General features: G+C 72.7%; 23 protein-coding genes and 1 tRNA gene. 13 read left to right on the top strand and 11 right to left on the bottom strand.

The genetic code is table 11. The annotated features are described in order from the left end of the window. Positions 1-23 precede the first annotated feature (23 nt). Positions 24-872, top strand: a complete 849-nt coding sequence (locus tag K4G59_RS08835; protein ID WP_231250590.1) for a DUF4097 family beta strand repeat-containing protein — start codon at positions 24-26, stop codon at positions 870-872. A 145-nt stretch (positions 873-1017) separates the two neighbouring features. Here the strand turns inward: K4G59_RS08835 and K4G59_RS08830 are convergent, their stop codons facing one another. The 6 genes from K4G59_RS08830 to dcd form a co-directional block, all read right to left on the bottom strand. Next, complete coding sequence (locus K4G59_RS08830) at positions 1018-1971, bottom strand: siderophore-interacting protein (protein ID WP_231250589.1); 954 nt, start codon at positions 1969-1971, stop codon at positions 1018-1020. Continuing rightward, positions 1968-2825, bottom strand: coding sequence for an ABC transporter ATP-binding protein (locus tag K4G59_RS08825; RefSeq protein WP_231250588.1), 858 nt, complete (start codon positions 2823-2825; stop codon positions 1968-1970). Before K4G59_RS08825 ends, K4G59_RS08830 begins: the two co-directional genes overlap by 4 nt. After that, a complete protein-coding gene (locus tag K4G59_RS08820; protein WP_231250587.1) occupies positions 2822-3892 on the bottom strand; it encodes a FecCD family ABC transporter permease in 1071 nt (356 codons plus the stop codon). Before K4G59_RS08820 ends, K4G59_RS08825 begins: the two co-directional genes overlap by 4 nt. Further along, a complete protein-coding gene (locus K4G59_RS08815) occupies positions 3889-4923 on the bottom strand; it encodes a FecCD family ABC transporter permease (protein WP_231250586.1) in 1035 nt (344 codons plus the stop codon). Before K4G59_RS08815 ends, K4G59_RS08820 begins: the two co-directional genes overlap by 4 nt. Next, on the bottom strand, positions 4924-5961 hold the full coding sequence (locus tag K4G59_RS08810) for an iron-siderophore ABC transporter substrate-binding protein (protein ID WP_231250585.1): 1038 nt from the start codon (positions 5959-5961) through the stop codon (positions 4924-4926). Between the two features lie 237 nt (positions 5962-6198). Continuing rightward, the gene (gene dcd / locus K4G59_RS08805) at positions 6199-6774 is read right to left on the bottom strand and encodes a dCTP deaminase (RefSeq protein ID WP_231250584.1); all 576 of its coding nucleotides are present in this window, start codon (positions 6772-6774) and stop codon (positions 6199-6201) included. Between the two features lie 56 nt (positions 6775-6830). Here dcd and K4G59_RS08800 point away from each other — a divergent pair, with 56 nt between their 5' ends. From K4G59_RS08800 to K4G59_RS08775, 6 genes are all read left to right on the top strand, one after another. Then, positions 6831-7592: an SGNH/GDSL hydrolase family protein gene (locus K4G59_RS08800; protein WP_231250583.1), complete on the top strand. Its 762-nt coding sequence runs from the start codon at positions 6831-6833 to the stop codon at positions 7590-7592. A 42-nt stretch (positions 7593-7634) separates the two neighbouring features. After that, positions 7635-7710, top strand: a tRNA-Gly gene (locus K4G59_RS08795). A gap of 262 nt (positions 7711-7972) precedes the next feature. Next, a complete protein-coding gene (locus tag K4G59_RS20445) occupies positions 7973-9169 on the top strand; it encodes a C39 family peptidase (RefSeq protein ID WP_231250582.1) in 1197 nt (398 codons plus the stop codon). 1 nt (position 9170) lies between these two features. Next, on the top strand, positions 9171-10277 hold the full coding sequence (locus K4G59_RS08785) for a hypothetical protein (RefSeq protein ID WP_231250581.1): 1107 nt from the start codon (positions 9171-9173) through the stop codon (positions 10275-10277). A gap of 1 nt (position 10278) precedes the next feature. Continuing rightward, positions 10279-10911 carry a DUF2461 domain-containing protein gene (locus tag K4G59_RS08780; RefSeq protein WP_231250580.1) on the top strand — a complete coding sequence of 211 codons (633 nt, stop codon included), beginning with the start codon at positions 10279-10281 and terminating at the stop codon, positions 10909-10911. Positions 10912-10980: 69 nt separating this feature from the next. Beyond that, complete coding sequence (locus K4G59_RS08775) at positions 10981-11517, top strand: hypothetical protein (protein WP_231250579.1); 537 nt, start codon at positions 10981-10983, stop codon at positions 11515-11517. Positions 11518-11525: 8 nt separating this feature from the next. Here K4G59_RS08775 and K4G59_RS08770 read toward each other — a convergent pair whose 3' ends face one another. Together K4G59_RS08770 and K4G59_RS08765 are read right to left on the bottom strand one after the other, a co-directional pair. Continuing rightward, complete coding sequence (locus K4G59_RS08770; protein ID WP_231250578.1) at positions 11526-11984, bottom strand: RrF2 family transcriptional regulator; 459 nt, start codon at positions 11982-11984, stop codon at positions 11526-11528. Between the two features lie 111 nt (positions 11985-12095). Further along, entirely contained in the window at positions 12096-12992 is an 897-nt protein-coding gene (locus tag K4G59_RS08765) for a sulfite exporter TauE/SafE family protein (RefSeq protein WP_231250577.1), read from the bottom strand. Between the two features lie 255 nt (positions 12993-13247). On the opposite strand from K4G59_RS08765, the gene K4G59_RS08760 reads away from it, so the two are divergent. The 5 genes from K4G59_RS08760 (at position 13248) to K4G59_RS08740 (ending at position 18664) form a co-directional block, all read left to right on the top strand. Next, positions 13248-15122: an acyl-CoA dehydrogenase gene (locus K4G59_RS08760; RefSeq protein ID WP_231250576.1), complete on the top strand. Its 1875-nt coding sequence runs from the start codon at positions 13248-13250 to the stop codon at positions 15120-15122. Between the two features lie 200 nt (positions 15123-15322). After that, positions 15323-16210, top strand: coding sequence for an ABC transporter ATP-binding protein (locus tag K4G59_RS08755; protein WP_231250575.1), 888 nt, complete (start codon positions 15323-15325; stop codon positions 16208-16210). Beyond that, the gene (locus tag K4G59_RS08750; protein WP_231250574.1) at positions 16207-17007 is read left to right on the top strand and encodes an ABC transporter permease; all 801 of its coding nucleotides are present in this window, start codon (positions 16207-16209) and stop codon (positions 17005-17007) included. The genes K4G59_RS08755 and K4G59_RS08750 overlap by 4 nt, the downstream gene beginning before the upstream one ends. Further along, positions 16944-18062 carry a sensor histidine kinase gene (locus tag K4G59_RS20440; protein WP_231250573.1) on the top strand — a complete coding sequence of 373 codons (1119 nt, stop codon included), beginning with the start codon at positions 16944-16946 and terminating at the stop codon, positions 18060-18062. The genes K4G59_RS08750 and K4G59_RS20440 overlap by 64 nt, the downstream gene beginning before the upstream one ends. Then, positions 18059-18664 carry a response regulator transcription factor gene (locus K4G59_RS08740; RefSeq protein ID WP_231250572.1) on the top strand — a complete coding sequence of 202 codons (606 nt, stop codon included), beginning with the start codon at positions 18059-18061 and terminating at the stop codon, positions 18662-18664. Before K4G59_RS20440 ends, K4G59_RS08740 begins: the two co-directional genes overlap by 4 nt. A gap of 60 nt (positions 18665-18724) precedes the next feature. Here K4G59_RS08740 and K4G59_RS08735 read toward each other — a convergent pair whose 3' ends face one another. Then, entirely contained in the window at positions 18725-18937 is a 213-nt protein-coding gene (locus K4G59_RS08735; RefSeq protein WP_231250571.1) for a DUF6458 family protein, read from the bottom strand. 147 nt (positions 18938-19084) lie between these two features. Here K4G59_RS08735 and K4G59_RS08730 point away from each other — a divergent pair, with 147 nt between their 5' ends. Continuing rightward, a complete protein-coding gene (locus K4G59_RS08730) occupies positions 19085-19897 on the top strand; it encodes a maleylpyruvate isomerase family mycothiol-dependent enzyme (protein WP_231250570.1) in 813 nt (270 codons plus the stop codon). Positions 19898-19942: 45 nt separating this feature from the next. Here K4G59_RS08730 and K4G59_RS08725 read toward each other — a convergent pair whose 3' ends face one another. Together K4G59_RS08725 and K4G59_RS08720 are read right to left on the bottom strand one after the other, a co-directional pair. Further along, complete coding sequence (locus K4G59_RS08725; RefSeq protein WP_231250569.1) at positions 19943-21439, bottom strand: PQQ-binding-like beta-propeller repeat protein; 1497 nt, start codon at positions 21437-21439, stop codon at positions 19943-19945. Between the two features lie 101 nt (positions 21440-21540). Next, complete coding sequence (locus tag K4G59_RS08720) at positions 21541-21786, bottom strand: hypothetical protein (protein WP_231250568.1); 246 nt, start codon at positions 21784-21786, stop codon at positions 21541-21543. Positions 21787-21861: the final 75 nt, after the last annotated feature.

Raw genomic sequence — 21861 nt, 5'->3', positions numbered from 1 at the left:
CCTCACACTGACCGGAGACACCGATGAGCCAGCACCTCGACCGCAGCTTCGACACCCCCGGGCCGATCGACCTCTACGTCGAGAACGCCCGCGGCCTCGTCGACATCACCGCCACCTCGACCACGGAGACGACCGTCCGGATCACCGGCGAGCGCGCGGAGGAGTACGACGTCCGTGACCTGTCCGAGGGCCACGGACCGCGCCGCATCGCGATCATCGCGCCCCCGCGCAGCGGCGGCTTCTTCGGCAAGGACCCCCGCGCGGAGGTCGTCGTCGAGGTGCCGGTGGCCAGTCGCGTCGACGCCAAGGTCGGCAGCAGCGACGTACGCCTGCACGGGCGTTTCGACGACACCCGCGTCGACGCCGGATCCGGCGACGTCTCCCTCGACGTCGTCGACGGCGACACGGTCGTCCAGTCGGGCTCCGGCGACCTCGTCGCCGAGCACCTCGTCGGCGAGGCGCAGGTCAAGACCGGCTCGGGCGACGTCCTCGTGCGGCGCGCCGACTCCAGCCTGGTCGTCACCACCGGGAGCGGGGACGTGCGCGTCGGCGTGGTCGGCGACGAGGTGGCCATCAAGACCGGGTCCGGCGACGCCCAGGTCGGCACGCTCGACGGGGAGGCCGTCTTCACGACCGGGTCCGGTGACCTCGTCGTCGGCGAGGCGGCGTCGGGGCGGGTGACCGCCCGGACCGCCAGCGGCGACGTCCGCATCGGCGTACGCGCCGGGACTCCGGTGTGGACCGACGTCCGCACCGCGAGCGGCCGGCTGTCGTCGAGCCTGCCGTCGACCGGTGAGCCCGCCCCCGACCAGCCCTACCTCGAGGTGCGTGCCACCACCGCCTCGGGCGACGTCACCCTCCACCAGTCCTGACGCAACCCCCATCACCGAGCAGGAAGGAGCACGACCATGTACGAGTCCCTCACCGACCTCGAGCTCATCGCCCGGCACCGCATCGCCGAGCGCGTGCGCTACTCCCCACGCGCCCCGAAGCGCCGCTGAGCCGCGGCGTCGCGGCTCAGGACCGCATCGCGACGCCGCGACGCCAGTAGCCCATGAAGGCCACGCGGCCGCGGTCGAAGCCGAGCTCGTTGACCAGGTGCCGGCGCAGGCCGGTCACGACGGTCGACTCCCCCGCGATCCAGGCGTAGGTCCCGCCGACCCCGCCGGCGTCGTCCGTGACCTCCTCGCCCGACGACGAGTAGGTCGGGGTCTCCCACAGGTCCGGGTCCACCTCGTCCGGGGCGACCTCGACCGTCGCGGCGGCCACGCTGATCGAGACTGGGCCGAGGTGCGCCACGACGGCGGCGTGGAGGCCCAGGCCGAGCTCGGCTCCCTCGCGGGCCAGCCACACGACCTCGACGCCGGCGGGACGGCGTACGTCCTGGACGTCGGCCGCGACGGGCACCTCGAGGAACGCCGTGCCGCGGGCGTCGTCGGGCAGCTGCTCGAGCACCGAGCAGACTGCCGGCACCGCGGTCTCGTCGCCCACCAGCAGCAGCTCGGCGCCCGGGGTCGGGTCGAACTCGATGCCGCCGTAGGGGAACCCGCGACGTGGCGCGAGCACCACGATGCGGTCGCCCGGAGCCGCCGTGGACGCCCATCGCGACCCGGGTCCGACGAGGTCGCCCTCGAGGTGCAGCACCATGTCCACGACGAAGGTGGTCTGCACGCCCGAGCCGCGCACGTCGCGGATCGTGTACGTCCGCATGTGGCCGCGCTCGGAGGCGGGGCGGTCCAGCCAGGTGGCGAGCCACGTCTCGTCCGCGCCCTCGGTCGAGGTCATCCCACCCGTCTCCGGGTCGGGGAGGACCAGCTTGATGCGCTGGTCGTAGCGCGGGCCGTCGACGCCGAAGTGCGCCAGCTCGGGGCCACCGAGCTCGACGCGGGCGAAGGTCGGGCTGATGCGTTCGACCGAGACGACCTCCACATCGGCGAGCAGCATCGGGAGCACGGAGGTGGTCACGGTCATCGGGTCTCCTCGACGGGGCTGGCGGGGGCAGGCACAGGGGTGTGCCGTCCCACGGGGACGACGAGCGGCGTGTGCGACACCGGGTCGACGATCACGCGGTTGTCGAGGCCGAACACGGTGCGCACGACCTCCTCGGTGACGACCTCGCGCGGCGTCCCCTCAGCCACGATGCGGCCGTGGAGCAGGGCCACGAGGTGGTCGGCGTAGCGCGCGGACAGGTTGAGGTCGTGGAGCACCATGACGATCGTGGTGCCGCGACGGGCGTTGAGCTCGGCGAGCAGGTCGAGCATCTCGATCTGGTGGGCCACGTCGAGGTAGGTCGTCGGCTCGTCCAGCAGCAGCAGGTCGGTGCCCTGGGCGAGCGCCATCGCGATCCAGACGCGTTGGCGCTGCCCGCCGCTCAGCTCGTCGACCATGCGGTCGGCGAGCTCGAGGGTGTCGGTCAGCACGAGCGCCTCGGCGACCGCCTGCTCGTCCTCCTGGCGCGTCCGGCCGAGGCGACCGAAGGGCCCGTGGTGCGGGTGGCGGCCGCGGCCGACGAGGTCGGCGACGGTGACGCCCTCGGGCGTGGTGGGGTTCTGCGGGAGCAGGCCGAGGGTGCGCGCCACCTGCTTGGTGGGCAGGCGGTGGATCGCCTCGCCGTCGAGCAGCACCGCCCCCGACCGTGGGCGCAGCAGGCGGGCCAGCCCGCGCAGCAGGGTCGACTTGCCGCACGCGTTGGCGCCGACGACGACGGTCACCTTGCCGTGCGGCACCTGCAGGTCAAGCTCACGCACGACGTCGGTGTCGGCGTAGCCGAGCGTGAGACCGCTCGCCGCGAGGCGGGCGCTGCTGGTGGGGTCGGCGGGGTTCATGCCGCCCTCCTTCCACGGAGTCCGTGACGGGGGCCGCGCGCGAGCAGCCAGAGCAGGAACGGTGCGCCGAAGGCGCCGGTGACGACGCCGACGGGCAGGTTGAGGTCCGCGACGGCGTAGGCGCCGACGTGGTCGCCGACCAGCACGATCACGGCGCCGACGAGCCCGGCGGCGGGCAGCGTCGTACGTCCCCGGTTGAGCGCGCGGGCGATCGGGCCCGACAGGAAGGCCACGAAGGCGACCGGGCCGGCGGCCGCGACGCCGACGGCGACGAGGAGCACGCCGAGCAGCATCAGCAGCTCGGTGCGCGCACGCCCCACACCGAGGCCCGCGGCGGCGTCGTCGCCGAGCTCGCTCGCCGCGAGCGAGCGCGCCGCCCACGCGGTGGCCGGCAGCAGGACCGCGAGGGCGACGGCGAGCAGGCCGATACCCGTCCAGGCGACGCCGTTGACGCTGCCGGTGAGCCAGCGCAGGACCAGCTGGACGTCCCACTCGTCGACGCGGGTGAAGACGTACTGGATGACCGACTGCATCGCGGCCGCCAGGCCGATCCCCGCCAGCACGAGACGGAAGCCGCCGTGGTCGCCGGCGACGGCGCGGACCAGGAGGGCCACGCCGAGCGCGCCGAGCACCGCCGCGGCCGAGACCGGCCATCCGGACCAGCCGGCGAGCGCGATCGCCGAGACCGCCGCGGCGCTCGCGCCGAGACTGACCCCGACGATGTCGGGGCTCGCGAGCGGGTTGCGCAGCGTGGTCTGGAAGATCGCGCCGCCCACGCCGAAGGCGACCCCGACGAGCACCGCCAGCACGGCGCGGGGCAGCTTGGACTCCATCACGATGTAGGTCGCGCCGGGGATCTGCTCCCCGCCGAGGATCCGCACGAAGTCGGGGATCGTCACGGTGTAGTCGCCGAGCAGGACCCGCACCGCGAAGGCGCCGGCCAGGGCGAGCACGAGGCCCGCCACCAGGCGCCGGTGGTGGACCCGCGGCGCGCGGCGCGCACGGCGTACGACCTCGACGGCGTCGGGAGCCGTCGACGTCTCGCGGCGCTCGAGGGTGAGGCTCACAAGGCCCTCCCGGTGCGACGGACGAGGGCGATGAAGACGGGTACGCCGACCGCCGCGAACATGATCCCGACCTGGACCTCCGACGGCGGCAGGACGACGCGACCCGCGGTGTCGGCGACCACCACCAGGACCGCGCCGGCGAGCATCGAGAACGGCAGCACGCGCACGTGGTCGGGGCCGACGAGGCTGCGGACGACGTGGGGGACGACGAGGCCGACGAAGGCGATGGGACCGGCGAGCGCGGTGGCGGTGCCGGCGAGGAGGACGACGGCGAGGCCGACGACGATGCGGTCGCGGGTGGTGCGGCGGCCGAGGCCGCGGGCGAGGTCCTCGCCGAGCGCGAGGGTGTTGAGCAGGCGCGCGCCCGCCAGCGCGAGCACCGCGCCGACGAGGAGGAACGGCAGGCCGGTCAGCAGCACGTCGAGGCCACGGCCACCGACGGTGCCGACCTGCCAGAAGCGGAAGGACTCCATCGTCTTGCGGTCCGCGAGCAGGAGGCCGGTGGTCCAGCTGCTCAGGCCTGCGGTGAGCGCGGCGCCGGTGATCGCGAGCTTCATCGGGGTCGCGCCGTCACGCCCGATCGAGGCGATGGCGTGCACCCCGACCGCGGCCACGGCGGCACCGAGGAAGGCCACCGGCAGCAGCTCGGCCAGGCCGGTCGTGCCGAGGACGGTGAGGGCGACGACCATCGCGAAGGTGGCGCCTGCGTTGACGCCGAGGATGCCCGGGTCGGCCAGCGGGTTGCGGGTCAGGCCCTGCATGAGCGCGCCCGCGAGCCCGAGCGCGGCTCCGACGGCGAGGCCCAGCAGGGTGCGGTCCAGGCGCGCCTGCACGACCGGGTGGAGCGGGTGGCTGCCGTCCCACACTGCTTCGAGCGGCACCGCCCGCGCCCCCACGAGGAGCGACAGCGCCGCAGCACCCACCAGCGCCGCGACCGCGATCGCGACGCTGGCGGGCAGTGCGGGACGCCGCCCCAGGCCTCCCCCCAGGGGACCGGAGGCGGCTTCCCGCGCCAGGGGGAGGGTGCTCACTCAGGCGCCCTCGATGGCCGCGACGACGTGGGGCACGAAGTCGCTGATGATGACCGGGATGGACAGCGGCGTGGGGTTGGTGGACGCCATCGCCGTGGCCTTGTCGTCCTCGGCGTAGAAGTGGCCCCCGGCGACCGCGGGAATCGCGCCGACGAGGCGGTCCTGCTCGATCTGCGTCACGTCGTCGGACGACTCGACCCAGGTGATGAAGACGTCCGAGCCCAGCTCGCTGGCCTGCTCTGCCGAGACCGTGCCGTAGAACTCGCCGGGCTTGATCGCGTCGGCGACCGCGGGGGCGTCGACCATGCCGAGGTCGCGCAGGATGGCCACGCGCGGGTCTGCCGGGGCGTAGATGCCGACCGTCGACAGGTCGGTGGGCGTGAGGTAGCCGTAGATCAGCTCCGCGCCGTCGAGCTCGGGGTTGTCGGCGCTGGCCTCCTCGAGGGTGGTCTCGGTCTCGGCGGCCACCTCCTCGGCGAGCGCGGTGCGACCCAGCGCCCGGCCGATCATCTCGAGCGAGGTCTGCCAGCTGGTCGTCCACGGCGCTTCGGGGTAGGCCACGACCGGCGCGATCTTGGAGAGCTTGGCGTACTCCGCCTCGGTGATGCCGGAGTTGGTCGCCAGGATCAGGTCGGGCGCGAGCTCGGCGATCTCGTCGATCGGGGCGCCGTCGGCGTCGTCGTACCTCACAGGCGCCTCCGCTCCGGCCTCCTCGACGGCAGCGTCGAACCACGCGGTCGAACCGTCCTCGTTGCCACCCCAGGTGATCTTGGTGGCGCCCACCGGCACCACACCGAGGGCGACCGCGCTGTCCTGGTCGGTCCAGCCGAGGGTCGCCACGCGGGTGGGCTCGGCCTCGATCGTCGTCTCGCCGAGGGCGTGCTCGATCCTCACCGGGAAGGCGTCCGGGTCGACCGTGGTCGTCGTGGTCGGGTCCGCCGCACCGGCGGTGGCGTCGGTGGATCCGGTGCTGCAGCCGGCGAGGGCCGCGACCAGGAGGGTCGCGGCGGCCAGCGGCGCGACGAGGATTCGCTTCATCAGTGCTCCGTGCAGTTTGTGAGGGTTGCCTAAGTAAGGCCAGCCTAACCACACCTCGCGGGAATTAGGCAACGCGGGTGTGCCGTAATCCGGCCGGCGGACGGGGCGCGGTAGTCCACCGGGATGTGGCTGCCGGGGCCGGGTAGTCCACCGGGAAACGGCTGTTCCGGGCGCGCCGGGACGACCATTTCCCGGTGGACTACCCCGAGGCTCGGCGTGAGGGGACGGGCGTACGACTCAGACGGACGTGCGGTGGAAGTTCTGGAAGGATCGGCTCGGGGTCGGGCCGCGCTGGCCCTGGTAGCGCGAGCCGTACTTCTCCGAGCCGTAGGGGTGCTCGCTCGGCGAGGAGAGCCGGAAGAAGCAGAACTGGCCGATCTTCATGCCGGGGTAGAGCTTGATCGGCAGGGTCGCGACGTTGGCGAGCTCGAGGGTCACGTGCCCGGAGAACCCCGGGTCCACGAACCCCGCGGTCGCGTGGGTCAGCAGGCCGAGCCGGCCCAGGGAGGACTTGCCCTCGACGCGCGCGGCGATGTCGGCGGGCAGCGACACGACCTCGTACGTCGACCCGAGCACGAACTCGCCCGGGTGCAGGATGAACGGCTCGTCGCCCTCGGGCTCGACCTCGCGCGTCAGCTCGGACTGGTCGGCGGCGGGGTCGATGTGGGGGTAGCGGTGGTTCTCGAAGACGCGGAAGAACCGGTCGAGGCGTACGTCGACGCTGGAGGGCTGCAGCATCGCGGGATCCCACGGGTCCAGCGCGATCCGCCCGGCGTCGATCTCTGCGGTGATGTCGCGGTCGGAGAGCAGCACGCGGCCGACCCTAGCCCTCGTTCGGCCCCGCGGGGAGGGCTGATCACAATGGTGCGGTGAGCTTCCACCGCTACGTCGCCCTGGGCGACTCCTTCACCGAGGGCGTCGGCGACCCCGACCCCACGCGCCCCAACGGCCTGCGCGGCTGGGCCGACCGAGTCGCCGAGGTCCTCGCCCAGCAGACCGACGACTTCGGCTACGCCAACCTCGCCGTTCGCGGGCGCAAGCTCGGCCCGATCGTCGCCGAGCAGCTCGACGCCGCGATCGCCCTCGAGCCGGACCTGGTGACCATCCACGGCGGCGGCAACGACGTCCTGCGGCCCCGCGTCGACATCGACGCCCTCGCCCGGACGTACGACGACGCCATCGCGCGGCTCACCGCGACCGGGGCGCGGGTCGTCATGTTCACGATCTTCGACCCGGGCGGGCGCGGGATCTACGGCCCCGTGCGCGGGCGGATGGCGATCTTCAACGAGTGGGTGCGTGAGATCGCCGATCGGCACGGCGCCACCGTGGTGGACATGTGGCGCATGCGCGACATCGAGATCGCCGGCGTGATGGACACCGACCGGATGCACCTCAACAGCGACGGTCACACCCACATGGCCCACGCCGTCCTCGAGGCGATCGGTGTCGAGCACGGGCTCGAGCCCGTCACCGTCCCACCGCTCCCCGTCCTCGGGCGGCGCGAGCAGTGGCGGGCCAACGCGCGATGGACCCGCGAGTTCCTGGTGCCGTGGGTGCACCGCCGGGTCACCGGACGCTCCTCCGGCGACACGGTCTCTGCCAAGCATCCCCACCTGTCGAGACTGACGTAGCCGGGCTCGGGTAGCATCTGGCCCGCCGTCCCTGGACGGCATGCGGATGTAGCTCAGCTGGTAGAGCGCGACCTTCCCAAGGTCGATGTCGCGAGTTCGAATCTCGTCATCCGCTCCAGTTCTTCCTCTTCTTCCTCGTCGGGCGTCTCGTCCTCGCTCGTTGCGTTCCCCGGGTACCCGGGGAATCTGGAGCCTCACCCCCGAAACTTCGCACCGGAACCTCCACTTTCCCCGGGTACCCGGGGATCGCGGCATGGGACAGATGGGAAACTTGCGCCTTCTGGGGCCAGAGAGGACAGTGAGTTGTCCGCATTCTCGGATCGAAGGTCTTCCCCATGCCTCACCTCCCCCGCCCTCTCCCTCGACTCCTCGCTCGCGTCGTGGCCCACCGCATCGCCGGCGACGACGTACGCCGTCCGCTCTGGCGCCACCCCGTCGCGGTCGCGACGGCCGCGCTCGCGCTCACGCTCGGCGCCGTCCCGCTCCTGCCCGACGACGACGCGGACCGCGACGGGCTCTCCCCGACCGCCGAGACGACCAGGACACACGGTGCCGTCGGCCGCGGCGAGCTGACGCCGGAGATGCGCCGCGAGATCGACCGCGTGCTGGCCGAGGGCGCCGCGCTCGACCGCGCGCAGGGGCGTACGGCGCGGGCGCGGGCGTCCGTGCGGTGCGCCACCTTCGAGGGGCAGCGCTACTGCCTCGGCTTCGGCTGGACCAACCAGACCCGCACGGCCCTCGCCGCCCGCCTCGAGACCCAGCCGCGAGCCCGTCGCGCCGAACGCACCGGCGGCCTGGACGCCGACGGCCTGCTCGCCCGCGCCAGCACCCGTACGTCGACCGCGCGCGCCGCGGCTGAGCGCGCCGAGCTGACGATGGCGGCCCGCTCGGTCGGCAAGGTCTGGCTGCTGCGCCACGAGATCCAGGGCGTCGCGCTCCCGGACGGCTTCGCGGCCAGGCACCCCGAGCTCGCCACCACCCTGAGTGCCCGCGGCGGCTTCGGAGGCAAGTACCCCGAGAAGTTCGCGATCATGGACGAGTCGCAGGTGCAGTCGCAGAACACGACCTACTGGTGCGGCCCGGCCGCGATGCAGGCCATCGGCTGGGGCAACGACCAGAGGCGCAAGAACCAGTCCTACTGGGCCCGCCGCCTCGGCACCACCACCGCCGGCACCGCCATCACCGACATGGTGCGCGTGATCAACAACAAGACGTCGTACGACGACGAGGCGCACGCCGGCCCCTACGTCGTCCTCGACATCAGCGACTTCACCTTCAAGCAGTGGTACCGCCTGATGATGCGCCACGTCCACGACTACCAGGCGCCCGTCGTCCTGCACCCGGTCCTGCTCAAGCAGTACTACCCCTACCTCGACGACGACGCGTCCGGCCACTTCCAGGTCGGCCGCGGCTTCGACCAGAACGCTGGAGGAAACCGCAAGATCGGCTACTTCGAGCCGTGGGACCAGTCGCGCTTCGACCCCAGCGAGCCGGCGATCGGCCGCGTCCAGTGGCGCAACGCCTACAAGTCCTACCGGGCCAACCTCGACCACTTCCAGCACAACGTCGGCGTCTGAGGTGCCAGTCCGTACGACGGTCGCGCTGGCGCTGCTCGTCGCGCTCGCCGGGTGCGGCACCGACGCGCCGGGCGACGACCACGCGCCGACCGCCCCGCCCGGCAGCACGGACGGAGCCCCGAGCCAGACGTCCGCAGCACCCACCGGCGGCACCGTCGGAGAGCCCGCGGTGGTCGAGCCGGCCCCGGGACTGCTCGAGTGGCGCGACACCGGCGTCCCGACCGGCACCCGCTACGTGAAGGGCACCGAGTGGGAGGCTCTCGCCGACGCCGGCGGCACGCAGGTCGAGCTCACCCGCGACGGGGACGCCGTCACGGTGAAGGCCGGCGGCGGCCGCACGATCTCCGAGGTGCTGATGAGCACCGAGTGGGCGGTCGTGGTCGAGCAGGACAGGGCCGAGTCCGCCCCGAGCGAGGTGGTCGCCGTCGACCTCGCCACCGGCGAGCAGCGCGACGTGGTGTCCCCGCCCGCGGCGAGCGGCGGCTCGTGGGCGCTCACCGCCGGCGACCTCTACTACCCGACGTACGTCGACGACGCCTACTGCCTGGCGACCGGCGCGCTGGCCGACGCCAACGGCGAGGACGGCTGGTGCGCCCCCGACCGGTCCGGCTTCTCCGGGCTCACCGCCAGTGCGCACGGCGTCGGCATCATGACCTTCGACGACGCGCGTCCGGTCGCCTGCCGCACGGCCAACCTCCTCGACGGCAGCGGCCTCCCGCAGCCGGTCGAGGGCGCGACGGACTGCACCGCCTGGGACGTCGCAGCCACCGTGGACGGGGCGCTGTGGTCGGAGGTGCCCCGGCCGCGCCGGCAGGAGGAGGCGCGGTTCCTCGCCTCTGCGGACGGCGCCTACTTCGACCTCGGCCCCGGCACGACCGGCACCGCGGTCCCGTGCGGCGACTCGGTCTTCTTCGTCCGTGACCCGCAGGGTGACGACGAGCCGGCCCGGTTGATGCGGTGGACGCCGCAGCGCACCCTCGAGGTCGCCTACGAGACCGCCTCCGTCGGCAACGCCTTCCTCGGCGAGCCCGTCTGCGGGGGTGACGTCCTCACCCTCACGTCCTTCGGCGAGCAGGGTGACGAGCACGTCTGGGCTAACGTCGGTTGACGTGAGCTTCACCGGATTCCCCGTCGCCGCGCTCGACTTCTACGACGACCTCGAGATGGACAACACCAAGTCGTTCTGGGAGGCCCACAAGGCCGTCTGGAAGGAGTCCGTCGAGGCGCCGATGAGGGCGCTCGTCACCGAGCTCGAGCCGGAGTTCGGCCCGGCGAAGGTGTTCCGCCCCTACCGCGACGTGCGCTTCGCCAAGGACAAGACGCCCTACAAGACCCACCAGGGCGCCTACGTCGCCGCGGCGCCGTCGACGGGCTGGTACGTCGAGATCTCCGCGCGCGGCACCCGCGTCGGCGCCGGGTTCTACGACGCCGACGGCCCGAGGCTGGCGGCGATCCGCGAGGCGATGGCCGACGAGAAGTCCGGCACGGCGCTCGAGCGGCTGCTGAAGCGCCTGGAGAGGGACGGCTTCGAGCTCGGCGGCGAACGGCTCAAGACCTCACCGCGCGGCTGGTCCGCCGACCACCCGCGCATCGAGCTGCTGCGCTGCAAGCAGCTCATCGCCGACAAGTCCTACGGCTTCGGGGCCGACGCCATCGACGCCGGTCTCCTCGACCGGGTCCGGGCGGACTGGAAGACCCTGCGCCCGCTCGTCAGCTGGCTGCGCGCGGTCGACCCCGGCTAGCAGCAGGAGTTCGACGCGACGTCCCACCGCGTTCACGCCCCGGACGCCGTACGCCGCAAGGCTGGCGCCATGGCCAAGAGACTCTTCCTGCTCCACATCGGCCCGACCTCCGTCGACGTGACCGCGATGACCGACGCGCTGGCCCTGGGCCGGATCGTCGTCCCGGACGTCGACCCCGAGGTGCTCGTCCACGCGGGCGTGGAGATCCGTCGCACCCACAAGGCCGCCGGCCTGAAGCGCAAGCACGTCGAGGGCGCGTGGGCGAAGGTCTGCCGCAGGGCCGACAGGAGCGGGTCCGACTGCTTCGTCAGCGTGCCCGACTTCTTCGACGCGACCCCCGAGCAGGCAGCCCTCGCGCTCGACGGCCTCGCCGGGTTCCGCGTCGTGCTCGTGGTCACCAGCGGCTTCGCAGCAGCGCCGCCGACCGCGTGGACGTCACAGGTGAAGGAGGGGCGTACGCACGTCCTGCCGTCCGACCTCGGCGACGACCAGCTCGCCGCCCAGGTCGCGCGGATCGCGCTGATCGAGGAGGAGGCACGCCTGGACCGGCGGCTCTCGAAGATCTCGAAGCGCCGCCGCCTGGTGAACCGGAGGCTGGCTGCCTGAGCCGACCCTCAGTGGGGCTGCCAGGCGTCGTCGTCCTGCGTCAGCGCGGCGACCCCTTCGGGCAGGGTGCCGTCGGCGAGGTCCTGGATGGACACCTGCTCGAAGACCATGCGCAGCGAGTGGCGCGCCGCGATCCAGACGTGCTGCAGCACCTGGGCCGATTCGTCGTACTCCACCGCCTCGGGCCGCAGGCCGTAGACCGAGACCAGCGGACCGTCGACGGCGCGGATGACGTCGGCGACGGTGACCGACGCGGGCTTGCGCGCGAAGCGCCATCCGCCCGACTGGCCGCGCTGGGACACCACGATGTCGGCGCGTCGGAGGTCGGCGAGGATCGCCTGGAGGAAGCCGTGCGGGATGCTCTGGGCCTTGCCCAGCTGCTCGGCGCTGACGGCCGTGTCGTCGGTGCGCACCGCGATCTCGATCAGGGCCCGAAGGGCGTAGTCGGCTTTGGCGGAGACGCGCATGGAGCCAGTTTGTCAGACAAGTCGAGACACTCACTCGTCTTGGCGCCGCGGGACCGAGACGCCGTACGCCGTCCTGGTCGCAGGTCGGCGTACGGCATCGGGACGAGCCCCTCAGACCGGCTGCAGCTCCGCCTCGTCGTGCGCGGCGACGCGGGAGAGGCGCTCCTGCTTCACGGCCCACACGATCGCGCTGATCCACAGGACGAAGACGGTGGCGGCCGTCGCGGCGACGCCCACGCCCGGCACGCCCACCGCCTCGAGGAGGGTCTTGGAGTTGGTCAGGATGATCAGGCCCCCCGCGGCGGTGCCGAGCACGCGCGCGGCGAGGTGGCGCACCAGCCATGCGGCGATCGGCGCAGCGATCACGCCGCCGACGAGCAGCGCACCGGCGTAGCCCCAGTTGATGCCTGCCGAACCGAGGCCGAAGAGGAAGCCGAGCGAGGCGCCGACCGCGACGACGAACTCCGAGGTGTCGATGGAGCCGACGACCTTGCGGGGCTCGAGGCGGCCGCTGGAGAGCAGCGACGTGGTGCCGACCGGGCCCCAACCACCGCCGCCGACGGCGTCGAGCGTGCCGGCGACGAGGCCCATCGGCGCCAGGAAGGCGACCGAGGGCCGGCCCTTGAAGGTCGGACGTGCGCCGCCCAGGCGCAGGAAGCGGTAGACGACGTAGAAACCGAGGCTCAGCAGGATGACCGCAACGACCGGCTTGGCGACCGCCGCGTCCATGCTGGACAGCAGGGTCGCGCCGAGGAAGGCACCGACGAAGCCGGGCACCGCGAGGATCGAGACGGTGCGCCAGTCGACGTTGCCGAACTTGTGGTGCGAGGCGCCGGAGACCAGCGAGGTCCCGAGCTCGGAGAAGTGGACCGCGGCCGAGGCGGCGGCGGGGGCGACACCGGCGGCGAGCAGGAGCGTCGATGACGTCACGCCGTAGGCCATGCCGAGGGAGCCGTCGATGAGCTGGGCGAGCAGCCCCACGAAGCCGAGGACGATGAGCTTGCGCACGGGCGAGCCCCTTTCACGAGTTGAGTCGAGTGAGTGACGTTTGTCAGGTGAAAGAGTAGACCTACATGACGTTATCGACAAACACGCGCTTCGACGGGCGTGTTGCACCCCGCGTGTGACGAGGCAGATCCGGGGTTCGTGTTGCGTGACGCCCGTCGGCGAGGCATCATTTTGTTACCGGCGAGTAGCACGCGCCCTCCCAGCGCGGCTCGCCCCCGTGATCCGCACCCGCACGCGACCTGACAGGTGGAAGCAGTGAGCCACTACAAGACCAACCTCCGCGACATCGAGTTCAACCTCTTCGAGGTCCTCGGCCGGGACGAGGTGCTCGGCACCGGACCCTTCGGTGACGTCGACGGCGAGAGCGCCCGCGAGATCCTCCGCGAGGTCGAGCGCCTCTCCCGTGAGGACCTCGCCTCCTCCTACGAGGACAGCGACCGCTTCCCGCCCGTGTTCGACCCCGCCACGCACAGCGCGCCGGTGCCCGAGTCGTTCAAGACCTCCTACCAGGCGTGGATGGACGCTGAGTTCTGGCGCCTGCAGGTCTTCGAGGAGATGGGCGGCACCCCCGCCCCCTCGTCCCTCGTCTGGGCCATCGGCGAGATGGTGCTCGGCGCCAACGCGCCGATCTGGATGTACGCCGCCGGCCCCGCCTTCGCCAACGTGGTCCACCGCAACGGCAACGATCGCGACAAGGCCGTGGCCCAGCACATGGTCGACCGCCAGTGGGGCTGCACGATGGTCCTCACCGAGCCCGACGCCGGCTCCGACGTGGGCGCGGGCCGCGCCAAGGCCGTCGCCAACGACGACGGCTCGTGGAACATCACGGGCGTCAAGCGCTTCATCACCAGCGCCACGCACGACATGAGCGAGAACATCATGCACCTCGTCCTCGCACGCCCCGAGGGCGTCGAGGGCGTGGGCGGCCCGGGCACCAAGGGCCTCTCGCTCTTCTGGATGCCCGAGCACCACTTCGACCTCGAGACCGGCGAGCTGACCGGCGAGCGCAACGGCGTCTACGTCACCAACGTCGAGCACAAGATGGGCATCAAGGTCTCCAACACCTGCGAGGTCACCTTCGGCGACCCGCAGGTCGGCGGCGGCGAGCCCGCGAAGGGCTGGCTGCTCGGCGAGGTCCACGACGGCATCGCCCAGATGTTCCAGGTCATCGAGAACGCCCGCATGATGGTCGGCACCAAGGCCATCGCCACGCTGTCGACCGGCTACCTCAACGCCCTCGACTACGCCAAGGACCGCGTCCAGGGCGCCGACCTCACCCAGGCGGCCGACAAGACCGCCCCGCGCGTGACGATCACCCACCACCCCGACGTACGCCGCTCGCTGATGACGCAGAAGTCGTTCGCCGAGGCCATGCGCGCGCTGGTGCTCTACACCGCCACGTGGCAGGACCAGGTCATGGTCGCCGAGCACGAGGGCACCGCCGACTCCGACGAGGCCCGCCTCGCCGCGGCCGTCAACGACCTGCTGCTCCCGATCGTCAAGGGCTACGGCTCGGAGCGCTCGTGGGTGCTGCTCGGCACCGAGTCGCTCCAGACCTTCGGCGGCTCCGGCTTCCTGCAGGAGTACCCGATCGAGCAGTACGTCCGCGACGCCAAGATCGACACCCTCTACGAGGGCACGACCGCGATCCAGGGCCAGGACTTCTTCTTCCGCAAGATCGTCAAGGACCAGGGCCGCGCGCTGGGCCACCTGGCCAAGGAGATCGAGGGCTTCATCGCCTCCGAGGCCGGCAACGGTCGCCTCAAGAACGAGCGGGCGCTGCTCGCCACCGCGCTCGAGGACGCCAACGCCATCGTCGGTCACATGATCAACGACCTCATGTCCTCGCAGGAGGACGTGCGCAACATCTACAAGGTCGGGCTCAACACCTCGCGCCTGCTCATGGTCCTCGGCGACGTCGTCTGCGGCTGGCTGCTGCTGCGCCAGGCCGAGGTCGCGCTGGACAAGCTGTCCGGCGAGGTGTCGGCGAAGGACAAGGCGTTCTACGAGGGCAAGATCCACGCGGCGCAGTTCTTCGCGCAGACCAACCTGCCGAAGATCAGCGCCGAGCGCGCCATCGCCGAGGCCACCACCCTCGACCTGATGGACCTCGACGAGGCGTCCTTCTGACCCACCTCGCTCCCGCGCCCGTCGAGGACGGCCAGCCGCTGTAACGCCGGGTTGGTGCTTGTACCCACCTGGACATGTCCGGGTGGGTACAGCACACAACCCGGCGTTACAGCGGCGTTCGGGCCTGCATGACAGGTGTCACGCCGAGGTCGTGACCTCTGCCCCCCGCCCATCGGGACCGGGGCGGCGAGGCTGGAGGCGTGACCGACACCCACGCACCCGCCATCCGCACCTCGGGGCTCCGCAAGACCTTCCGCGCCGCCGACGGCGGCACCGTCGTCGCGGTCGACGCCGTCGACCTGGTCGTCCAGCCCGGTGAGATCGTCGCCTTCCTCGGCCCCAACGGAGCCGGGAAGACCACGACCGTCGACATGCTGCTCGGGCTCACCCGGCCCGACGCCGGCACCGTCGAGGTCTTCGGCACGAGCCCCGCCGAGGCGGTCCGGGCGGGCCGCGTCTCGGCGGTGATGCAGACCGGGGGCCTGCTCAACGACTTCACGGTCGAGGAGACGGTCCGTGCCATCGCCGCCCTCCACGGCCGCACCGACCGGGTCGAGCTGGTCCTCGAGCGGGCTCGACTGACCGACCTGGCCCCGCGCCGCGTGGAGGCCTGCTCGGGCGGGGAGCAGCAGAGGCTGAAGTTCGCGTTGGCGCTGGTGCCCGACCCTGACCTGGTCGTCCTGGACGAGCCCACGACCGGCATGGACGTCGGCGCCCGCCAGGAGTTCTGGCGCGCGATGCGGGCCGACGCCGCGCTGGGCCGCACGATCGTGTTCGCCACCCACTACCTCGCCGAGGCCGACGCGTTCGCCGAGCGCACCGTGTTGATGAACCACGGCCGGATCGTCCACGACGCCGCCACCACCGACGTGCGGGCGGCGTACGGCGGACGCACCCTCACCTTCCGCCCACCGGCCGCGGTCGACGGCACCGACGGCATCGACGCCGACTGGCTGGCCCGGGTGCGCAGGGCGCTCGCCCCCCTGGGCGTCACCGACGTCGACGTGTCCGCCGCCAGCCTGGAGGCGGCCTTCCTCGCCCTCACCGCCGAGGCGTCCACCACCGAGCCGATCGGAGCGGCCCGATGAGCGCCGCGACCGCCGTCGATGGCGCGGGCTCTCCCGCGGCCCACGCCGTCCGACGACCTGCCATGGCGACGTACGCCCGCCTCGACCTGCGCCGTCAGCTGCGCGACCGGATCGGGATGTTCTTCGTGGTCGGCCTGCCGACCTTCATGTTCCTGGTGTTCGGCCTCGGGTCGGACGACCCGGTCGGCAGCGGCAACGTCGCGATGTACGTGATGATCTCGATGGCCGCCTACGGCGCCGTCACCGCGACCACCAGCGTCGCCGGCAGCGCCGCGACCGAGCAGGTGATGGGATGGGGCCGCCAGCTCGGCCTGACACCGATGCGCCCGGTCGCCTTCGTGGCGACCAAGGCGGCCGTGGCGATGGCCGTCGCAGCCGTCCCCGTGGTCGCGATCTACGCCATCGGCGCCGCCACCGGCGCGCGCGGCCACTGGTCGGACTGGCTGCTGTCCGCAACCCTGGTGTGGCTGGGCTCGGCCCTGTTCGCGGTCTACGGCCTGGCGATCTGCCTGGTCTTCCGCGGTCCCAACGCGCCCGGCATCGCGTCGGGCATGATCGTCGTGCTGGCCTTCCTCGGCAACGTCTTCACGCCGATGAGCGGATTCATGCTCGACCTCGGCCGGCTCACCCCGCTCTACGGCTACGTCGCGCTGGCCCGGTTCCCGCTCACCGACGGATTCCTCCCCGTCGCGGGACGTGACGCGCTGTGGCTGCCGGTCGCTAACGTGCTCGTGTGGACGGTGATCTTCTGCCTCATGGCGCTCTGGGGCGTACGCCGCAGCCGGGCGCGCACGTGACGGCCTCGCGCGAGGCCGAGCCGCTCCCCGACAACCCGTGGGAGAAGTGGGGCTGGGCCTTCGCCGCGATCTGGCTGGTCTTCCTGGCCTTCCCGATCATCGCCGTCGCGGAGTCCGAGGTGCCGGTGGCGCTGAAGGTCGGGGCCTGGCTCTGCATCGCCGGGTTCGCCGTGGCCAACGTGCTGGGCTACTCCCGACGTCGCAACACCTGGGTGTGCCTCGCCGTGATGGTGGCCCTGGGGCTGGCCACGCTGCCGGTGATCGGCATCGGCGTCATCTCCTACGCCCCCTACCTGGCCATCCTCTCCGCGCTGGAGCTCCCGAGCCCGGCGTGGAAGTGGGCCGTGGGCTTCTGGGCCGCGTTCCCCCTGCTCTCCCTGCTCGACCTCGACAACTTCCCGACCTTCTTCTTCCTGATGCTCTGGCCGGTCATGATCGGCGGCGTGATGCTCCGCATCTTCGGCGAGCGCGAGGAGCTCGCCCACGCAGTGCGCGGTGAGCACGCCATCGTCGCCGAGCGCGAGCGCGTCGCGCGCGACGTGCACGACGTGCTGGGCCACTCCCTCACCGCGCTCTCGGTGAAGGCCGAGCTCGCCGCCCGCCTCGTCGACGTCGACCCTGCGCGCGCCAAGGAGGAGCTGGAGTCGATCCAGGCCACGGCCCGCCAGGCGCTCGCCGAGGTGCGCGCCACCGTCGGCGGGCTGCGGGCCGGCAACCTCGAGGCCGAGCTCGCGGCCGCGCCGCAGGTCCTCGCCGACGCGGGCGTCATCACGCGGGTGGAGGGCAGTGTCGCCGACACCGACCCGCGCCACCGGACGCTGCTGGCCTGGGTGCTGCGCGAGTCGGTCACCAACGTCGTACGCCATGCGCGTGCCCGCTCGGTGGTCATCGAGCTCGGCCCGCGGGGCATCTGCGTGACCGACGACGGCGCCGGGTGCAGCGGCAGCGAGGGCAACGGCCTGCGCGGGATGCGGGAGCGCGTCAGTGGGGTCGGCGGCACGCTGGCGGTCTCCCCGGCGGACCCGGGCACGCGGGTGGAGGTGGCGCTGCCGTGATCCGGCTGCTGCTCGCCGACGACCAGGCGCTGGTGCGGGGTGCGCTCGCCGCGCTCCTCGACCTCGAGGCCGACCTCGAGGTGGTCGCGCAGGTCGGGCGCGGCGACGAGGTCGTCGACGCCGCCCGCGCCTCCGGAGCCGAGGTCTGCCTGCTCGACATCGAGATGCCCGGGCTCACCGGCATCGACGCCGCCGCGGCCGTGCGCCGCGAGCTGCCGGGCGTGCGCTCGCTCGTGGTGACCACCTTCGGGCGGCCGGGCTACGTGCGGCGCGCCATCGAGGCCGGCGCGTCGGGGTTCGTCGTCAAGGACACCCCCGCGCGCCAGCTCGCCGACGCGGTGCGGCGGGTCCACGCCGGCCTGCGGGTCATCGACCCCGACCTCGCGGCCGAGTCGCTGATCGACGGGCCGAGCCCGCTGACGGGGCGCGAGCGCGAGCTGCTGACGTACGCCCTCGACGGGTCGCCGGTGGCAGCGATCGCCGCGCGGGTGCACCTGTCGGAGGGCACGGTGCGCAACCACCTGTCGGCCGCGATCGGCAAGACCGGCGCGACGACGCGCAGCGAGGCGGCGCGGATCGCGCAGGACCGCGGCTGGCTGTAGCCGCGGGGTGCCCCCGGCAGGGGGTGTCGGGACGTGGTCGCCGACACCCCACGCGCGACGTCAGACGTCGCGGCGCTCCTCGACGTGGGTGGTCTTCGAGCGCTGGTTGTTCATGACGAGGCCCAGCACGAGGGCCAGGACGCCCGCGATGACCAGGATCCAGCCGACGGTGGTCGGCTCGACGACCTCCTGCAGGGAGTCGGGGAACTCCTTGATGGCGAAGAGGAGGACCAGGCCGATGACGAGCAGCAGGATGCCGATGCCGATACCCATGATGACTCCTTTGACGTGTCGCGGTCGGTCTCGGGGCCGACCGTCCACGGAAGCCTAGGACCTCCCGGGACCCGGACCCGCGCACCTCACACCCGTGGGGGTGTCCGACGCGGTCCCGGTGTCGGCCGGTGCCCCTAGGCTCGGGGCATGACGGACCAGGACCGCCTCGTCGCCCTCGTCGCTGTGTGGTGGGAGGCGATCGACTCCTTCACCCACCTGCTCGAGCACGTCGGCGACGACCAGTGGACGACGCCGACCGACCTGCCCGGATGGGACGTGCACGCCGTGGCGGCGCACACCGCCCACCTCGAGGCACTCCTCGCCGGACGTCCCCATGACGACGTCGAGGTCGGCGAAGCACCGCACGCACGCGGCATGATGGGGCAGTTCACCGAGCAGGGCGTCCTCGCCCGGCGCGCCCACCCGGCCGACGACCTCATCAGCGAGATCCGCGAGTCCGCGACGGCGCGCCACACCCAGCTCCTCGCCGACCCGCCGACCGACGCCTCCGCGCCGGCTCCGGGCGCCTTCGGCGCGATCGGGTGGACGACCGGCCTGCTGCTGCGCAACCGCCCGCTCGACGTCTGGATGCACGAGCAGGACGTCCGCCGCGCCCTCGACCTTCCCGGCAACCTCGACTCGGCGCCCGCGCGGCACGCGGCGGACTACCTGATGGAGAGCCTGCCCTTCATGGTCGCCAAGCGGGCGGGTGCGCCGGTCGGCAGCGTCGTCCGCCTCGAGGTGGACGGCCACGAGCCTGCTACCGCGGTGGTCGGCGACGACGGCCGGGGCCGCCCCGGGACGTCCGCCGACGACGCCACCACCACCCTGGCGATGGACCGCGAGACCTTCGTCCTGCTCGCCGGCGGGCGCCGTCCCGCCGCTCCCGGCAGCGTCCGGGTCTCGGGCGACACCGCGCTGGGCGATCGCGTCCTCGCCTCCATGGCCGTGACCCCGTGACGTGCACCGACCGCCGGGATCGGTGACCAGCAGGCGGCAGGTCGGTCAGCGCTCGGAGCGGTCCTGCACCCGCACGAGCCCGGAGAGCGTGCCGAGCCACGCGGTGCCTCCCGCGCCGAGGGCGACCTCGGAGTGGTGGCTGCCGGCGAGGAGGCCGGTGCCGGTGCGCACGCCCCACATGCTCCGTCCGGACCGCAGGTCGATCGCGGTCAGGTGCCATGCGCTCACGCCGGTCAGCGACGGCCGCTTGGTCCACGCGTAGGCGAGGCCGTTCGGACGGCTCACCGTCACGCCCGAGCTCGGGGAGACCGCGTCGCTGGTCCAGCGCACGACGCACCCGTCGTCGACGAGGTCGACGCGTGCCACGCCCGGACTGCTGGTGAAGCCCAGCAGCGTGCTGCGCGGGGAGGAGTAGCCGTGGTTGTTGACGACCACGACCCCGCGCCCCAGCGGCGCCAGGGGGCTTGCGGTCGCCCCGTCGTCCTCCTCGAAGACGGACTGGCGGCACAGGTGGCGCCCGTCGTCGCGAGCCACGAACAGCACGCCGAGCCGTGAGTCAGCACGATCGGTGATCGCCACGACGCCGCCGTCGAGCAGCACCGGCAGCGAGCCGCTCGGGCCGTCGTACTCGCTGCGCCACACGGCCTGGGGTGTGCCGTCCGCCCCGGCCACGAGGCGGTGCAGCGCGGCATCGGTGACGACGTAGGCGCCGGACTCGTCGGTGGCGAGCTGACGGCCCACGTCCTCGCCGAGGTCGGACACCTGCACCTGCCCGGTGTCCGCAGCGATGGTGCCGACCAGACCCTTCCGCGACGCCCACCAGGTCGTGCCCGTCCAGTCGGGCGCGAGCGCGACGAGACAGTCACCGAAGGGGACGTAGGGCTTGAGGTCGGTCGTCGACACCGTCGGCAGGTCGGGCTCGTCCTCCGCCGACCGGGTGCCGATGACCAGCACCTGGCGGTCGCGGGTCCCCGCCACGACCCGGTCGCTCGCGTCGAGGTAGGACGGGTCGTCGTCGCACGCCTCGTCCTCCGGCAGCGCGCGGCTCGTCACTGGTCGCATGGTGTCGGGGTCGACGAGGCGCAGGCTCGGACCGGAGCGGTCGGTGCACCGGGCGAGCAGCAGGCCGGTGGAGGTGGGCTCGAGGCGCCCGCACTGCTGGAGGCCGAACCACGCGGTCTCGACGTCGGGCTGGAGCCCGAGCGGGCCGGGGCGTGACCACCCGGCGACGGCAAGGTGGGGGTTCTGCGGCAGCTCGCCGGGGACCGGCTGCGCGGTCGCCGGTCGTCCGACGTACGACGGACCGGCCCAGGCACCGGGCGCGGGCGGGATCGGCAGCCAGCCGTCGGGGACCGCGATCGCGATGCCGACGACTAGGGCCACCGCGGCGGCCGAGACGCCGGCGACCCGTCGGCTGACGTGGGTGTGGTCCTGCACCCACCAGCGCACGCGCGGCACGCAGAGCAGGGCCGCGGCGACGGCAAGCACGACCGGTCCCCACCCCAGCCAGAGCAGCAGGAGCGCACCGACCAGCCAGACCACCGGGCGACTCTAGGTGAGCGAGCCGAGGTCTCCGGGGAGGCGCAGCGGGACCTGCGCCGATGTGTGGGTCACACGCCCGGGCGCTGCCCGGGGGTGACGCGTCAGTCGACCGCGGTGCGCGGTCGCGGCGCGGTGAGGGTGAGGTCGGCGAAGACCCCGGAGCCGTGGCGCAGGAACACGCGCGAGCGACGTGGCAGCGGGGCCCGGAGCGGCGCGGGCTCGTGCACCGGGATCGCCTCCGCGGCCGGCTCCGGCTGCGACCTGCCCACCAGCGAACCGGTGAACATGTCGAGGGACTTGATGCGTCCCGAGAGGTCTTCCACGTGGTGATCGCGCTCGCGCTTCATAGCTGGCTCCTTCTGCCCCACCCGGCTGGTCCCCCACGGACCGCCTGGAGGGACCAAGAGTAGGAGCGTGCGGGG

Origin of the sequence: Nocardioides furvisabuli (assembly GCF_021083185.1) — a bacterium.
In the GTDB taxonomy this organism is placed as follows: Bacteria; Actinomycetota; Actinomycetes; order Propionibacteriales; family Nocardioidaceae; genus Nocardioides; species Nocardioides furvisabuli.
This window is presented reverse-complemented; position numbering and strand designations above follow the sequence as displayed.

Coding starts and splice junctions, on each gene's coding strand:
- K4G59_RS08835 (WP_231250590.1), top strand. CDS start 24: ATGAGCCAGCACCTCGACCGCAGCTTCGACACCCCCGGGCCGATCGAC.
- K4G59_RS08730 (WP_231250570.1), top strand. CDS start 19,085: ATGACGGACCAGGACCGCCTCGTCGCCCTCGTCGCTGTGTGGTGGGAG.
- K4G59_RS08830 (WP_231250589.1), bottom strand. CDS start 1,971: ATGACCGTGACCACCTCCGTGCTCCCGATGCTGCTCGCCGATGTGGAG.
- K4G59_RS08750 (WP_231250574.1), top strand. CDS start 16,207: ATGAGCGCCGCGACCGCCGTCGATGGCGCGGGCTCTCCCGCGGCCCAC.
- K4G59_RS08770 (WP_231250578.1), bottom strand. CDS start 11,984: ATGCGCGTCTCCGCCAAAGCCGACTACGCCCTTCGGGCCCTGATCGAG.
- K4G59_RS08810 (WP_231250585.1), bottom strand. CDS start 5,961: ATGAAGCGAATCCTCGTCGCGCCGCTGGCCGCCGCGACCCTCCTGGTC.
- K4G59_RS08825 (WP_231250588.1), bottom strand. CDS start 2,825: ATGAACCCCGCCGACCCCACCAGCAGCGCCCGCCTCGCGGCGAGCGGT.
- K4G59_RS08735 (WP_231250571.1), bottom strand. CDS start 18,937: ATGGGTATCGGCATCGGCATCCTGCTGCTCGTCATCGGCCTGGTCCTC.
- K4G59_RS08775 (WP_231250579.1), top strand. CDS start 10,981: ATGGCCAAGAGACTCTTCCTGCTCCACATCGGCCCGACCTCCGTCGAC.
- K4G59_RS08720 (WP_231250568.1), bottom strand. CDS start 21,786: ATGAAGCGCGAGCGCGATCACCACGTGGAAGACCTCTCGGGACGCATC.